The organism is Undibacterium sp. Tian12W (assembly GCF_049339405.1).
Lineage (GTDB): Bacteria > Pseudomonadota > Gammaproteobacteria > Burkholderiales > Burkholderiaceae_D > Undibacterium.
This window is the reverse complement of record NZ_JBMPPK010000007.1, coordinates 233,945-248,718: the sequence shown is the minus strand read 5'-3', so window position 1 is coordinate 248,718 and position 14,774 is coordinate 233,945. Positions and strand designations below refer to the sequence as shown.

At 50.2% G+C, this 14,774-nt stretch carries 15 protein-coding genes and 1 riboswitch; of the genes, 1 reads left to right on the top strand and 14 read right to left on the bottom strand.

Going from position 1 to position 14,774, the window contains the following annotated elements:
- Window positions 1-18 precede the first annotated feature (18 nt).
- From ACO0LI_RS11140 to ACO0LI_RS11105, 8 genes are all read right to left on the bottom strand, one after another.
- The gene (locus tag ACO0LI_RS11140) at window positions 19-792 is read right to left on the bottom strand and encodes an ABC transporter ATP-binding protein (RefSeq protein ID WP_422951132.1); all 774 of its coding nucleotides are present in this window, start codon (window positions 790-792) and stop codon (window positions 19-21) included.
- The gene (locus tag ACO0LI_RS11135; RefSeq protein WP_422951277.1) at window positions 792-1,847 is read right to left on the bottom strand and encodes a FecCD family ABC transporter permease; all 1,056 of its coding nucleotides are present in this window, start codon (window positions 1,845-1,847) and stop codon (window positions 792-794) included. Before ACO0LI_RS11135 ends, ACO0LI_RS11140 begins: the two co-directional genes overlap by 1 nt.
- 150 nt (window positions 1,848-1,997) lie before the next feature.
- Window positions 1,998-3,893, bottom strand: coding sequence for a TonB-dependent receptor domain-containing protein (locus tag ACO0LI_RS11130; RefSeq protein ID WP_423032610.1), 1,896 nt, complete (start codon window positions 3,891-3,893; stop codon window positions 1,998-2,000).
- A gap of 179 nt (window positions 3,894-4,072) precedes the next feature.
- A riboswitch (cobalamin riboswitch) is annotated at window positions 4,073-4,310 on the bottom strand.
- A gap of 105 nt (window positions 4,311-4,415) precedes the next feature.
- On the bottom strand, window positions 4,416-4,760 hold the full coding sequence (locus ACO0LI_RS11125; protein ID WP_423032609.1) for a PilZ domain-containing protein: 345 nt from the start codon (window positions 4,758-4,760) through the stop codon (window positions 4,416-4,418).
- Window positions 4,761-4,815: 55 nt separating this feature from the next.
- On the bottom strand, window positions 4,816-5,364 hold the full coding sequence (locus ACO0LI_RS11120) for a histidine phosphatase family protein (RefSeq protein WP_423032608.1): 549 nt from the start codon (window positions 5,362-5,364) through the stop codon (window positions 4,816-4,818).
- Between the two features lies 1 nt (window position 5,365).
- Window positions 5,366-6,133, bottom strand: a complete 768-nt coding sequence (locus ACO0LI_RS11115; RefSeq protein WP_423032607.1) for an adenosylcobinamide-GDP ribazoletransferase — start codon at window positions 6,131-6,133, stop codon at window positions 5,366-5,368.
- A gap of 28 nt (window positions 6,134-6,161) precedes the next feature.
- A complete protein-coding gene (gene cobT / locus ACO0LI_RS11110; protein WP_423032606.1) occupies window positions 6,162-7,196 on the bottom strand; it encodes a nicotinate-nucleotide--dimethylbenzimidazole phosphoribosyltransferase in 1,035 nt (344 codons plus the stop codon).
- Window positions 7,197-7,513: 317 nt separating this feature from the next.
- Entirely contained in the window at window positions 7,514-7,912 is a 399-nt protein-coding gene (locus ACO0LI_RS11105; protein ID WP_422951139.1) for a diacylglycerol kinase, read from the bottom strand.
- Window positions 7,913-8,164: 252 nt separating this feature from the next.
- Here ACO0LI_RS11105 and ACO0LI_RS11100 point away from each other — a divergent pair, with 252 nt between their 5' ends.
- Complete coding sequence (locus tag ACO0LI_RS11100; RefSeq protein ID WP_422951140.1) at window positions 8,165-8,944, top strand: IclR family transcriptional regulator; 780 nt, start codon at window positions 8,165-8,167, stop codon at window positions 8,942-8,944.
- A 54-nt stretch (window positions 8,945-8,998) separates the two neighbouring features.
- Here the strand turns inward: ACO0LI_RS11100 and ACO0LI_RS11095 are convergent, their stop codons facing one another.
- The 6 genes from ACO0LI_RS11095 to ACO0LI_RS11070 form a co-directional block, all read right to left on the bottom strand.
- Window positions 8,999-10,531: a M57 family metalloprotease gene (locus tag ACO0LI_RS11095; RefSeq protein ID WP_423032605.1), complete on the bottom strand. Its 1,533-nt coding sequence runs from the start codon at window positions 10,529-10,531 to the stop codon at window positions 8,999-9,001.
- A gap of 375 nt (window positions 10,532-10,906) precedes the next feature.
- A complete protein-coding gene (locus ACO0LI_RS11090) occupies window positions 10,907-11,368 on the bottom strand; it encodes a cache domain-containing protein (protein ID WP_422951142.1) in 462 nt (153 codons plus the stop codon).
- A 166-nt stretch (window positions 11,369-11,534) separates the two neighbouring features.
- Entirely contained in the window at window positions 11,535-12,002 is a 468-nt protein-coding gene (locus ACO0LI_RS11085; RefSeq protein ID WP_423032604.1) for a BON domain-containing protein, read from the bottom strand.
- A gap of 147 nt (window positions 12,003-12,149) precedes the next feature.
- Window positions 12,150-12,830: a signal peptidase I gene (gene lepB, locus ACO0LI_RS11080; protein WP_370529454.1), complete on the bottom strand. Its 681-nt coding sequence runs from the start codon at window positions 12,828-12,830 to the stop codon at window positions 12,150-12,152.
- 129 nt (window positions 12,831-12,959) lie between these two features.
- Window positions 12,960-13,973, bottom strand: a complete 1,014-nt coding sequence (gene gap / locus ACO0LI_RS11075; protein WP_422974291.1) for a type I glyceraldehyde-3-phosphate dehydrogenase — start codon at window positions 13,971-13,973, stop codon at window positions 12,960-12,962.
- 196 nt (window positions 13,974-14,169) lie between these two features.
- Window positions 14,170-14,769, bottom strand: coding sequence for a GNAT family N-acetyltransferase (locus tag ACO0LI_RS11070; RefSeq protein ID WP_422951144.1), 600 nt, complete (start codon window positions 14,767-14,769; stop codon window positions 14,170-14,172).
- Window positions 14,770-14,774: the final 5 nt, after the last annotated feature.

Sequence of the window (14,774 nt, the reverse complement as noted above, 5' to 3'; positions counted from 1 at the left end):
TGTGGTTTCGCGTTATTTTTAGTTTTGCGGCAGGAATATGGTTTGCCCGCCATGGGTGAAGCGCTCTATTGGGTGCCCCAGACAGATACTGAGCTGGGAGGCACTGAATATGTCATCTGCTGGCCCGGCTTGCCAGCTACCATCACCCATCAGCAACAGCGCATGAGTGGCAATGCGATAGGCCATATTGAGATCATGACTGACCATGACGACAGCCTTGTTTTGCAGCGCATCTGCTTTGCTGCACAAGCTGGCAAACAGTTGCATGACGCTGACCTGGTGCCCGAGATCAAGTGCATTGGCTGGCTCATCCAGCAACATCCACTTCGCATCCTGGGCCAGCAAGGCGGCAATCGCTACGCGCTGTCTTTCGCCGCCAGACAGGCTGCGCACGTCGCGCTCTGCCATGTCAGCGACATCCATTTCACGCAGGGAAGCCATAGCAAGATCCATGTCGTCATTATTTTCCCAGTAATGCGAATTCTGGTAAGGATGACGGGCACTGAGTACTGTATCCAGCGCAGAATAGCCGAAGGCATCTACCCTGCCCTGCGGTAAAAATGAACGCTCACGGGCCAGCGCCGTCAATGCCCAGTCTTGCAGAGGTTTATCACGCAAATAGACCTGGCCACTTTCTATGGGACGCAAGCCAGCCAAAGTGCGCAGCAAGGTGCTTTTGCCGGCACCATTGCGACCTATGATGCACCAGCACTCACCTGGCTGTATTTGCCAGTTGAGTTCACGTACCAGCACGCGCTTGCCTACCGATAAATTCAGGTTGCGGATATCCATCAACGCCTCCGCAACTGATGCAATTGCAGCAGGAACATCGGCACACCTACCAGGGCAGTAATGACGCCTACTGGCAACTGCTGTGGCGCGACCACGGTACGGGCCACTGTATCTGCCAACACCAGGAAACAGCCGCCAGCCAGCGTCGCAGCGGGTATCAGCAAACGATGATCAGGGCCCCAGGCGAAGCGGCAGATATGCGGCATGATGAGGCCAACAAAACCTATGCTGCCTGCATTGCTGACTGCACTCGCGGTCAACAAGGCGGAACTTAAAAACAGCAGTTGCCGCAAACGACCAATATTGACACCCAAGGTGCTGGCATTGTCGGCATACATGGCTGCGACATTAATCGAACGCGCATTGCGCATGACAAACATTAATATGGCACCAAGTATCAACCAGGGCAGATAACGTGACTGGGTATTCGACAGATCACCTATCATCCAGAACACCATGCCGCGCAAGCGGCTGTCTGGCGCGATCGACAGCATGAGAGTGATGATGGCACCACAACCAGTGGCGACGATGACACCAGTCAGCAACAGGATAGGTGCGCTGCCATCGGTACTACCCGCACCGCGCAAGTCGCGGTAAGCCAGGCCAAACAGCAACAGCGCAACGGTAATCGCACCGGCAAAGGCAGCCACATCCACGAGCCAGAATGCACCGAAAAACAAGATAGTCGCCAGCGCACCAACAGATGCGCCACCGGATATGCCGAGGACATACGGGTCAGCCAGCGGATTGCGCAATAGCGCCTGCATCATGACGCCAGCCAGTGCCAGCGTGGCACCGGTCACAAAACCGGTCAGCGCACGGCCCAGGCGTAAATCCAGCAGACTGCCGGGCAAAGTCGTTGGCGGGCCGCGCAGCAATTCCAGCAAGGCTTGCCATAACTCAGCAAAACTCAGGGATACCGAACCGCAGACGCAGGCAATCAATATGCTGCCTACAGCGGCAGTGAATAAAATAGGGAGAACCAGACCAGCACGTTGAGCGACCGCCATCCTGGAGGATTGCTTGCGCTGTCGTGCAGAAAAAAAAGACGCCATCATTGGTCTGGTCCAAAGGTAAAACAGGTTTTGATGTGCAGCGTCTTTAAAAAAACAGACCTGCACATCAGCTTATCAGCTTGCTGATGTGATGGGCGATGCAGCCATATCCGCCACACCGCATCACATCGCATCACATCAATGCCAGACTTATTTAAAGCCGTAGTTCACGCCAACAAATACATTGGAACCGGCTGTTGCATAATTTCTTGCCAGTTCATAGTCCTTGTTCAGGGCATTATTCCAGCGTGCCAGTACAGTCGTATTTTTTGCGACTTCATAGGTTGCGTACAGGTTCAGCAGGTTATAAGAGCCCAGCACTTTAGTATTAGCTGCATCGTCATAACGATCACCAGAGTAAATGGTTTCCACACCAACTTTTGCGTTTGCAAAAGAATATTCAGCTGCCAAGGTACCGTGCTGTTTGGCACGACGTGCCAGGCGTTTGTTTGCCGTGTCGTCTTTCGGGTCCTGGATGTCGATAGAAGCGCGCAGTGTCAGGTCAGCAAAACGGGTCGTGCCGCCGATTGTCAAGCCAGACAAAGTTGCTTTATTAACATTTCTTGCGCAGCCATAAGCATATTCAGGCCCACTTGGGCAATACGGTTTATTTTGAGCATCGTTACCACCAACATACACCAGCAGGTCTGTAGCCTTGTTTTGATAATAGACAGCGCTAAACTGTGTACTACCTTGTTCAAAATACACGCCAATTTCTGCATTCTTTGCTTTTTCTGGCTTGTTAGTGGCTACGCCATAACCCTTGTAATACAACTCATTGTAAGTTGGTGCGCGGAAGCTTGTACCGTAACTGGCATTGACACGCAAGGCATCGCTTAAGCGATAGCCATACGCTACGCTACCTGTAGTATTGGAACCGTATTGTGAGCTACGGTCATTGCGTATGCTGGCACTGGCAAGGTGTGCATCTTGTTTGAACACATAAGAGGCAGCAAAAGAATTCGTTGTACGTTTCGTGCCATTGATGCCTGCCACGGGAATGCCTCCAGAAACAGAATCAACATTTTCTTCACGTGTTTCAGCGATCAGTTGCAATACATCTTTACCAATGCGGATGTCATTCTGGAAGCTCAGGCTATCCTGACGTGTATCGATCTGGCTCTTGCCGTAAGACGCGTCGGTATATCCCTTATCGGCAGATTTGGCATATTGCAGGGATGCAGACCAGTAATCGGTAAACTTACCACGGCCAAAGACAGCAATTGTTTCAAGCGTGGAGATACTGCGATCATCATAGCCAATGCCAGCGTCAAACTGCGCGTTACTACGGCTGTGCAAAACACTCGCGCCTAATTCATAACCCTTGCTGATTTCCCATACCAGACGGCCATTGAAGCTGTCCATCTTGTAACCGTCTTTATCAGGATTATAGGTAAATGTACCTGCGCCCGGTTTGCTGGCAGAAAAACCATCACTCTCTTCATGCGCAGCATTCAGGCTGAGGCTAAGGTTACTGGCAACAGAACCAGTAATGCCAGCCTGCAATTTACGCGTGCCGTAGCTACCCAAGCCAGCCGATACGGTAGGACTGATAACACCAGTACCCTTTTTAGTGAATATCTGAATAACACCACCCATGGCATCAGCACCATACAGGCTCGACAACGGGCCATACACGACTTCAATACGGTCGATCTGTGACAATGGAATCGAAGACCAAGTAGCGCCACCAGTAGTGGAGGAACCGATGCGTACGCCATCAATCAATACTACGTTTTGCGCATTGTTACCACCGCGCATGAAGACGGAAGCTGTCGTGCCAGGGCCACCATTGCGGGCGATTTCTATGCCACGTTGCTGTTGCAAAAGATCGACAACGGAAGCAGCGCCGGATTTGGCGATGTCTTCTGCAGTGATGACGACGTTATCAGCCAGTACATCTTTGGCGGCTTGTGTCTGACGGCCAGCGGTAATGACCACATTAGCAGTTGCGCCAGCAACATCAGTTTGCGCAAAAGCGATAGTGGATGGGAATGCAGCGGCAATAGCCAGGCCGAGGGCGAGCGGTTTGAATGCAGATGTCATGATAATTCAGAAAAAAATGGAGCAAGTGGCCGACGTCCCCGCAGGCTACTTTGAACAAAGCAATAAGGACAATTTAACGTCAGCAACAGGGCCACGCAGGCAGCCTGCACTGTCAGGATTTCACCATGCCTCAACAAGGCAATTGATGCGTTTCTGTTTAACGAAAGTTCCCCGTCCGTATTGCTTCACTTATTCTGGCCGGTATCCGGGCTGACAAGTATCACCATCTGACCTTCCCATGCACATAGCACAGTGGTATTGGAAAATGGCTGGCTGCGTGTGAACGACATAAGTCTTCTGAATTCGCAGCAACTTGTACACCGTTGCGGGGGCAGCACACTTTTGCAAGAGCTTAGTGTTTCCCGTTTAACCGCAGACATGAATATATCCGCGAGCACCAAAACCCCGCCATTCTATAGACAGATGGGGGTAGCCGCAAGTTTGGAAGGTTTAAAAACTGACGCAGCTCAGTTTATTAACTTATTGAAAACAAAGCAGATTTGCTCCAAGTCGGGCCAGAATTCAACTCAGATGGGCTGTCTTGGATATCCACGCAGTCACCAGTTCAGTATGCAATTCAGACATTTCTGAGAGTTGTATGCCCACGTGATAGACCTCGCCACTGAGGATGGCATGCCTGATTGTGCCTTTGCAACTGACCTTGTAAATCTGGGACTCCTGAAAAATGCCGGGGATTTCTATCAACATGGGGTAACTGCGTTGCGGTATCAGGTTTTCAGTCGTATGCAGGAGCACACCCTCGGCCGAGATATTGACCAGCTTGGCAAGAACCAGTTTGCCGTCAGGCAATTTAACACCTGCACGCCAGGTCACGGTAATGCGTGGGGATCTCCTGAGTTCTATCATGCGATGACCATGGGGAACATGGATACTTGTCAGTCTTGCGTAAATACTATCTGCATTAAGTATGAAATACCAGTATTTCCTGATATTCACCAAAGGCAAGACTGCGGTTTTGTGCACAGACCAGCCCTGCCAGTTCCCCTGCCCCCATACCTGCCCGCCAGACCAGCAACATGCGTATGACACCGGCGTGGGTAACAACAATGGCTTCAGGTATATTCAGTGCACGCATATCATTCAGCCAGTTTATTACGCGTTGTGCCAGGTCTATGGCGGATTCAACGCCACCGGGCTTGTAGCTGGCTGGAGCTGCAGCCCAGGCATCTATGTCGGTTCTTGGAATCGCATCCCAGGCTTGCATTTCCCATGCACCGAAATTGAGTTCTTGCAAGCGTTCATCAAATACAGGTTCTGTGTTCAACAAACTGGCCAGCCTGGCACAACGCTGCAAGGGGCTGGAAAATACTGGCAAAACTGTTTGCAACTGGCTGGACAATTTCTGCACTAGTGAAACACAGTCGGCATCAAAGACATCAACATCTGTCTGTCCATAGCACAAACCTTCCGCTATTCGCGGTTTGGTGTGCCGGAGAATATGCAGGCGCATATCAGGCCGCCTGAAAAGCCAGCAAACCCAGGTAGATAGCCACTTCGGCCACTTGCTGGGTAGCACCCAGACAATCACCGGTAAAGCCGCCTATCCTGCGCTGGAACATACGCGCCATACGCCAGGTCAGCAATAACACCAGGCAAAGGGCCAACAGCAACGAATACAATGGGAAGGGAAAGAAGTACAGCAGCGCTGCGCCCGGCAAAAGCACCGTCAGGCAGGCGACGAAAAATTCGCCATTACTCATCTCCTGTGCCAGCGGTTTGGCCTTGCCTTCATGCCGCGCATATTGCATGAGCCAGATCAGGCTGCATGAAGCCAGCCGCGAGAGGGGGTGTGCGAGCAGCAAGGCAGGTACTACTGTCGAGGCAGGCAAACTGATGAGCAAAGTCAGCTTCAGGGCCAGCATCAGTAAAATACCTATGGCACCATAGGCACCGACGCGCGAATCCTTCATGATTTCCAAGACGCGCTCTGGCGTCATGCCACCGCCAAAGCCATCGCAAACATCAGCAAAACCATCTTCATGAAAAGCGCCAGTCAGCAAGATGCCGGCAATAGTAGATAACACCGCTGCCACCGCATGTGACCACAATTGCGCAGCGGTTGCATAGACACTTGCACACACTGCCCCCACGATCCAGCCTGTTGCCGGGAAATAGCGTGAAGACTGGCGCAACCAGTCGGGCTCAAACCCTACCCACGCTGGTATAGGGATGCGGGTAAAGAACTGCAGGGCGATGAAGAATAAACGTAGTTGATGCAAACCAGCTCCTGCTATGAGAAAAATTATTTCAATCGCTGCTTTTTTCACTCACCTGCGCAGACGCAAAAGTCGCCATCTGGTTCAGAAAATTGACCGCAGCCAGTAGCATAGGATAAACCAGCGCGGCCCCAGTGCCCTCCCCCAGACGCAGGTCAAGCTGCAGCACAGGTTTGACCTGCAAGGCCTGCAACATGCGGGCATGACCACTCTCGTCAGACTGATGTGAAAACACACAGTAATCGAGTATTGCTGGCTGCATCCTGGCTGCCACCAGCAAGGCGCTGGTCACGATGAAGCCATCTATCAGCAAGACCATGCGGCGCTCTGCCGCCGCCAACATGGCACCGACCATGGTCGCAATTTCAAAACCGCCAAAGGTAGCCAGCACATCTGCAGGTTCTTCTACATTTACATGCAAGGCCACCGCAGCTTCAATGACAGCCTGTTTATGGCGTATGCCTTCTGCAGACAAACCTGTGCCTGCACCTACGCAATCCGCAACAGGAACACCCGTCAGCTTGTGCATGAGTGCAGCCGCAGCCGTGGTGTTGCCTATACCCATCTCGCCAAACCCCAGTACATTGCCGGACAAGCCAGCGACTAGCTCAGCACCATTTTGCATGGCAGCCTGGCATTGAATAGCAGTCATTGCCGGTTCTTTGGCAAAATTGCGTGTGCCATCGGCCACTTTCATGCTTAAGAGTTTTTCACGCGGGCCAAATTCATGATTGACGCCGGCATCCACCACATGCAGAGCGATGCCATTCTGCCTTGCAAAGACATTGATCGCTGCACCATTCGCCAGGAAATTCTCAACCATCTGCCAGGTCACGTCCTGAGGAAAAGCAGAAATACCCTCAGCCACAACGCCATGGTCACCAGCAAACACGATGATGGCAGGCTCACGCAATTCCGGCTGTGTGCTTTGCTGTATCAAACCTATTTGCGCCGCCAGATGCTCAAGACGGCCAAGACTGCCCAGAGGCTTGGTCTTGTTGTTGATGGCAGCAGCGAGCTGTGCTTCCAGTGCAGGATGGTTTGTCGCAGATATTTTTTTATTCATATACAGCATTCGAAGTAATGACGCACTTTTCCAATAACCGTGCTAAACGATCATTTATTAATGGCTAGCTATTCCATCGATTTTCTTATTTCGCATCCATACAAACTGCATCAAGCTAAAAGCAGAAATTGCCAGAGACAAAATCACCCACATGTTCAAGCCATCAATCAACAACATGAATGCGGCGGCGATCAGATATAGGAAAAAGTACGCGAGATGCAAGTATGCAACAGCTTTTTTATTCAAAAAATAAAACAAATCCAGCACTACCCTGATCGCAATCAATAGCAGTAATAGCATTGACAGTTGCGACATAATCAATAATAAAAACGGTCAAGCAAAATGACTACCCAAGTTGCCAGCGCTATCAACACTGTCAGCAAGACAGCGGCACTGCCAAAGTCCTTGGCGTTCTTGGACAAGGTATGGCGTTCCAGCGAGACGCGATCTACCACGGCTTCAATCGCTGAATTGATGAGCTCGACCACCAGTATCAACACCAGCACGGCTATCATCATCAACTTTTCAAAAGCAGACACTGGCAAAAACAGGGCGATGACAGCGCCGCTAACGACCATCACCAGCTCCTGACGGAAGGCATGTTCGTTTTTCCAGGCAGAGCGCAAGCCATCGATGGAGTACAGGATGGCCGAAAATATACGGCGCAGGCCACTTTTGCTTTTGAATTCACTGACAGCTTGTTCTTTTTCAGACATTTTTATTCCTTAAACCCACACTTGAATGGTATTGCAGATGAAGACCAGGCAGCTAGCCTCCACTTAGGTGGCGAATTTTACAGGACTCTAAGTCTGTAACAAGCAGATTTACTTATTGCAAATCAATTTTTTGTCTACCCGAAGCGTGCCTTACACACCATCTTGCTGCATATTTTGTATTTTGACGACGAAGCCGTGACGTGCATTTCACATTGTGGTATAACTTATATATTGCAGCGCACCAACCATAATATGAAAAACGACACGCCCGCCTCTGATAAAACGTCCATACAGGTCATAGAACGCATGGTGTCCTTGCTGGACGCCCTGTCGCGTTACCAGGACCCGGTCAGCCTCAAGGAACTGGCTATCGTCACAGGCTTGCACCCATCCACTGCCCACCGCATTCTCAATGATATGGTGCTTACCCGTTTTGTAGACAGAGCGGATACTGGTTCTTATCGCCTGGGGATGCGCCTGCTGGAATTGGGCAATATCGTCAAGAGCCGTCTGAATGTACGTGAGGCTGCACTGGAATTCATGCGTGCCCTGCACCGCCAGACCAACCAGACCATCAACCTGTCTGTGCGCCAGGGTGATGAAATTGTCTATATAGACCGGGCTTTCTCCGAGCGCTCAGGCATGCAGGTGGTGCGGGCTATCGGTGGCCGTGCCCCGCTGCATCTGACTTCAACAGGCAAACTCTTCCTGTCCCTGGATGAACCGAAGGCCATACGCGCTTATGCGACCCGCACCGGCCTCGCTGGTCATAATAAAAATTCGATTACTGATCTGGCCAAACTGGAAAAAGAATTGTCGGCTGTGCGTGAAAACGGCTATGCCAGGGACAATGAAGAACTGGAACTCGGCGTGCGCTGCATGGCGGCAGGCATCCATGACGACAGCGGCAAAATGATTGCTGGGCTGTCTATCTCTGCACCTGCAGACCGCCTGCAGGAAGAGTGGCTAAGCAATCTTACCGAAACAGCGAGACAGATTTCACTGACACTGGGCTATGTAGCAGGCAGGTGAGCCAGCCTGGCATATCAAGTCTATACAGCCAGCTGGCTCTGCATGCGTTTTGCCTTAGCCAAGATATTCGATATAGTCGATCCCATTCTGAATGACGCCGATGACCTTGACCTTGTTTTCCTGCCCTTCGGTAAAGCTGGCCAGGGTCCCGGCAAAACTGATCTTATTGGTCGTTAATTCATTTTTCCAATAGTCATAGCCAGCCTGATCAGGGATGCGCCCTAAAATATTCTTGTACAAGGTCGTCAGGAAAGTATCAACCGAAGGATTGGCACCGTACAGGGTCTGGAATTCTTTTGACTGCATGAATCCTGCTGCCACCGTTGTCAGGCTGGAGCCCTTGTCCATATCCTTGATCCAGTAACCAAGGCCCGCCAGATCAGGTGTGCGGCCAAATGCGGCCTGGTAGATGCGGTATGCCTGTCCCGCGATGCCGTCGATGTCCAGCGAGACAGACAGGTCTGCAAATTTGAGTCGCTCCACATTGCTGAGTGTGTCCATGCCCTGTGAATTGGGCTTGGCTACACTGAAACCGCTACCGCTACCCGTGACTGTAAAAGCCGACCTCAGGCCTGAATATTGAGCAGTGTCCATACCCGCGCCGCCATCAATCACGTCATCACCGCCACCACCCCGGAACAGATTACTTGCAGCATTGCCTGTCAGCTTGTCATTAAAGGCTGTGCCTATGATGTTTTCTATCGTTGCATCAAAGGCGATGGACAAATTATTGATGGCTGCGTCGCCATTGGCAATGCGGCCTACAGAATTCAAAGAACCCGGCGTCAGGTTGATAGTGACACCAGCGCTGACCTTGGATACGTCTATGGTATCAACACCGCCGGTATCGTTGATGATTTTGAGTGTACGGCCATCGACATCGCTATAGGCATAGATGTCGTCACCCGTGTGATAGGCCTTGCTGCCATACAAATACTTCAAAGCCAGCATGTCGTAAGTGGCAAAAAATTCGCCCTGCTGGTTTTGCGCAATGGCGTTATAAGACATGACAGAAATCCAGCTGCTGTCCTCTGAAGTCGCCAGATAATTGCCTGCCTCTGCACTTGGGGGTTCGCCTGCATTGTAGTTGCCGGGATGATTAAGCCCCAGCGCGTGTCCTATCTCATGTATCAGTATCTTGTAGGCCTCGCTCCCCTTTTCATAGCTCACACTCATATACGTGGTTGCCATGAACAAATCGCCACTACCCGCAGAAAATGCAGTACCGTCTGCCGTTGGTACAGGTAGTTTGGCGTAACCTGCGCTTTTTTCCTGGATATTGTTTGCCAACCGGATGCCGGACTGAATATCGGTGTCAGCCACTTCCTTGAATGTCACATTCAATACCTGGGAAATTTCTGCAAAGATCGCCCTGGCTGCAGCCATTTGCTCTGCCGTAAACGCTTTGAACCCGTTTTTATCTGAGTCAGAAGCATAAGAAGCTGGTGCCTTGATGAAGCTGTAACTGATTTCTACCGGCGTACCCAAAGCCTTGCCCGCGTTCCAGCGGTAATTGATATCATCAATCAGTACATCTATCCTGTAGTCGCCCGAAAACGGCTTGGCAATAACGGTCTTGTCTGGCATGACTTCACCTCTTCAATAAGTAAGATTTCAAGTGAAATATCAGGAAAATTGACTTGACACAACAGCACAAACAGCGAAGCGGATAACAAGGGGGATAAATTATTCTACGCCACAAAATAAGCACACTTGTCGTGAATCCGATACAAACCCAGGGTCAATAGTTAAAGTGTGTTACGGGATTTGTACTGCCCTGGCGCGCTCTTGATGGATGGGTGCGAGACGAGTGCGAGATGGATGCGAGATCGATGCAAGAATGATTTCGGGCAAGCAGATTTGGAATATAAAAACTTAAACATGCGCAATGCATGCGCTTGCCGCAAAAAAAATGCCCTTGAAACAAGGGCATTTCTTCTTGGGTACTAATGTTGGCAAGGCTTATTTATAAGCACCTGCACCAACAAAGTAGTCATCAATTTTTTCAAAATAACTAGATTTGGTTTCCAAAGCCTTGGTCACAGGGTTTGGCCATTGATAATCTATCCAGCCATCGTTCTTGGTTTTAAGCACGGTAATCATGTCCTTGATGATGGGCTTACCTTCGACTTTCAAGTCGATCAAATTCTTGCCTATCATTTTTGGATTTGCGCCATGCGACAAACTCATGCCATTCATGTCATACACAAACAAGTACAGATCACGGTCATGAAAATCCTTGTTGGATGCATCGTTAAAATCGGCAAAGGCTTTTTCCTTGCCATTTTTCTTGATGTGGGCGATTCCTTTTTTAACCATGGCCTGAGCTTGGGCAGTCGTGCCGCGCTCTTCCCTTGCCATCGCTGACGATGACATAAAGAAACCCATTACTGCCAACAAAAATAGTTTGCTCATTAATTTCATGACTTCCTCCTTGGTGTGGTCGGCCATATAGCCGGGGCCTGGTGATTATTGCTTTGCAGAACCAATCATTCATGACTTGCGCTTTACAGTCCAGTAATAGTCACTGTGCAGTGCAATAAATTTGCCTTTCTTTGCAATTAGTTCATCTACAGCATAGTGCTTTAACTTATTTGTAGTTAAGCAAATTAACAACACCTTCCACATCATCCAGACGCCGCACCAGCTTTTCCAGCTCTTTTGCCTGACCAGATGTTTGTACGCAACCCTTCAAAGTGACAAAGCGCCGCTGTCCCTCTATCCAGATACTGGTTTCGGCAAAACGCCCATCTGCTTCTATGGCGCGTTTTACACGGGGAATGATTTCCTGGTCATACAGATAGGAATTTGGCAGGCGACACTGCCCTGAGTGATAACAACTGGTGCCACGCTCTATTCTGGAATGCGCCTCGGACCTGGCCTGTACCGCAGTCAGCAAAGGGCCTTCAGGCACTGCACAATCGCTGATGGCATGAGTCACCTTGAGGAAGGGGTCGTTGAAGTAATTGCTGCGCGGCTCTTGTGCATTTGCGGTGCCAGCACCAGCAACAAGCACTGACGCAAAAAACAGATAGCAGGTAAATTCTTTTAGCGACATGTAAATCCCTATAAGCTAAAGCGCTGCAGAATTGCGCAAACAAAAATTTACATATTAACCATATTTCAAACAACATGCTTGACTCATAAAAAAAGCCAGCACCTGCTGGTACTGGCTTTCTCGCTTTTTGATTCAAACAATGCTTTACTAGATTTTCGCCCCAAAGCGATCGAAACGTGGCGAATAATACTGATCCCCATTCAGTGAGTACATCAGGCGCTTGACTTGTCCGGTGATCAGCTCACGCTTGACCAGGCCTATGTAGCGGGAATCCTGGCTATTGTCGCGGTTATCACCCAGCATCATGTATTCGCCTTCCGGCACTTTGACTGGACCAAAAGAACGCAGCGCTTCGCGTTCTGGCATGACGATCATGTCATGTTGCAGGCTGCCCAGGCGTTCTTTGTAAACCAGTTGCTGGCCCTTGTATTCACGTTTTGGTGTCAGATGGTCGTCACTGCGTGGTTCCAGCGCTTCATAGCTGGCGGCAACACCATTAATGAACAGCTTTTCTTCGCGCATTTCGACCACGTCACCAGGCACGGCAACCAGGCGCTTGATCAGGCGCACACCATCTGCTGGCGAGGTAAAGGTCACCACGTCGCCACGCTGAGGATCAGATACATGCTTCAGAACGACATCAGTAAACGGCAATTTGACGTCGTAGGCCAGACGGTCACAGATGACGCGATCGCCTTCCAGCAGTGTCGGATACATGGAACTGGTCGGCACGAGATAATAATCTGCCAGTGCACTGCGCACAAAAACCATGCCCAGCATGAGTACGATAAAACCTTTATTGTCAGCTAACAGTTTCTTGAGCTTCACAGCAATCTCCCAAAACAAAAATATCTTTCAATGAACCAAGCTTACCTTCAATAGACAAAAAAATACCCCGAAAGTTCGGGGTATTTTTAAGCATGTTGCAAAAACTATCTGAACAACAGATTAAGCAGATTATTTTGCGTGCATCAGTGCAACAGTGGTGTCCAGCATACGGTTGGAGAAGCCCCACTCATTGTCATACCAGCTCGATACTTTAACCAGACGGCCAGAAACTTTTGTCAGTGTTTCATCATAAGTACTGGAAGCTGGATTGTGGTTGAAATCCACAGAAACCAGAGGAGCAGTGTTGTAATCCAGGATACCTTTCAGGGCACCTTCGGATGCGTCTTTCAATACCTGGTTGATTTCTGCCACTGTCGTATCACGAGCAGCAACGAAAGTCAGATCGACCACGGATACATTGATGGTTGGCACGCGCATGGCGTAGCCGTCCAGTTTGCCATTCAATTCTGGCAATACCAGGCCAACGGCAGCAGCTGCACCAGTTTTGGTCGGGATCATGCTCATGGTGGCAGAACGGGCGCGACGCAGGTCTTCATGCATGACGTCGGTCAATACCTGGTCATTGGTGTAGGCATGGATAGTCGTCATCAAACCGTTGACGATACCGATGGCATCATTCAGTGGTTTAGCCAGAGGCGCCAGGCAATTGGTTGTGCAGGATGCATTGGAAATCACTGTGTCAGTGGATTTCAATACATTGTGATTGACGCCGTAGACGATGGTTGCATCAACGTCTTTACCACCTGGGGCAGAGATGATGACTTTTTTCGCGCCGCCAGCCAAATGAGCTGAAGCTTTTTCTTTTGTCGTGAAGAAGCCTGTGCATTCCAGCACGACATCGACATTCAATTCACCCCAAGGGATATTGGCTGGATTGCGTTCTGCAAATACCTTGATCTTGTCACCATTGACGATCATGGTGTCGCCTTCAACCGTGACTGTGCCTGGGAACTTGCCGTGGGCTGTGTCATAACGGGTCAGGTGGGCATTGGATTCTGCATTGCCGAGGTCATTGATCGCAACGATCTGGATCTCGTTCTTGAACTTGCCACCTTCGTAATGAGCGCGAAGGATGTTGCGGCCGATACGGCCATAGCCGTTGATTGCGACGCGAATCGTCATGGTTTTATCTCCAAGGGACTAAAAATACAAATTAAAAAACCTAAGACCTCTCAACACAGAGGCACAGAGACACAGAGAAAAACATGAGAAAAGCAAATGGAAATCCAAGCCCTCGACCATTAATATCTTGCTCTCTCCTGCCCTTCTCTGTGTCTCAGTGTCTCTGTGGTGAGTTTTTTGGTCTTTAAAAATACGTCTAATGCAAGGACGAAGGAGTACGCATGGCATTCACCAATGCCATCAGCACCGACAAATCGCGCCAGCCGTAACCCACTTCCATCAAATCCATGCCATCCCAGCTAAATGCCTTTTCTATCAACAGCGCACCACCCAGCTCTTCATAAAAATTGCGGGCAATATCATTGCCGGAGATGACCCATACCAGCAAACTCTCTGCACCTTGCGCCTGCAAGGTACGAGCTACTTTGTGCAGCATGCGGCGACCTATGCCAGAACGCTGCCAGGCTGGTCGCAGATATACAGCGGTCAGCTCGGCCTGCATGCCCAACTTGGGTTCAGGCAGCATCATACCGGATGCGAAGCCGATGATATGACCTTCACTCTCAGCCACATACACGCAAATGCGGTCTTCTGCCTGCGACATGGCTTGCAGGATTTGGCGCCATTGCAGCATGCTATCTTCTACGCGCATTTCATCCAGATAATTATCCGGGATCATGCCACGGTAAGTAGCTTGCCAGCTTTCCACACGCACAGCAGCAATCGCCTCTGCGTCGTCTACAGTAGCACGACGCAAGCTGACCTCTTTGATGCTGCTCACAGTAATGTCTGTCAATTCCG

Coding starts and splice junctions, on each gene's coding strand:
- gap (WP_422974291.1), bottom strand. CDS start 13,973: ATGACGATTCGCGTCGCAATCAACGGCTATGGCCGTATCGGCCGCAAC.
- ACO0LI_RS11125 (WP_423032609.1), bottom strand. CDS start 4,760: ATGATAGAACTCAGGAGATCCCCACGCATTACCGTGACCTGGCGTGCA.
- ACO0LI_RS11130 (WP_423032610.1), bottom strand. CDS start 3,893: ATGACATCTGCATTCAAACCGCTCGCCCTCGGCCTGGCTATTGCCGCT.
- ACO0LI_RS11135 (WP_422951277.1), bottom strand. CDS start 1,847: ATGGCGTCTTTTTTTTCTGCACGACAGCGCAAGCAATCCTCCAGGATG.
- ACO0LI_RS11105 (WP_422951139.1), bottom strand. CDS start 7,912: ATGTCTGAAAAAGAACAAGCTGTCAGTGAATTCAAAAGCAAAAGTGGC.
- ACO0LI_RS11140 (WP_422951132.1), bottom strand. CDS start 792: ATGGATATCCGCAACCTGAATTTATCGGTAGGCAAGCGCGTGCTGGTA.
- ACO0LI_RS11100 (WP_422951140.1), top strand. CDS start 8,165: ATGAAAAACGACACGCCCGCCTCTGATAAAACGTCCATACAGGTCATA.
- ACO0LI_RS11120 (WP_423032608.1), bottom strand. CDS start 5,364: ATGCGCCTGCATATTCTCCGGCACACCAAACCGCGAATAGCGGAAGGT.
- ACO0LI_RS11085 (WP_423032604.1), bottom strand. CDS start 12,002: ATGTCGCTAAAAGAATTTACCTGCTATCTGTTTTTTGCGTCAGTGCTT.
- ACO0LI_RS11095 (WP_423032605.1), bottom strand. CDS start 10,531: ATGCCAGACAAGACCGTTATTGCCAAGCCGTTTTCGGGCGACTACAGG.
- cobT (WP_423032606.1), bottom strand. CDS start 7,196: ATGAATAAAAAAATATCTGCGACAAACCATCCTGCACTGGAAGCACAG.
- ACO0LI_RS11090 (WP_422951142.1), bottom strand. CDS start 11,368: ATGAAATTAATGAGCAAACTATTTTTGTTGGCAGTAATGGGTTTCTTT.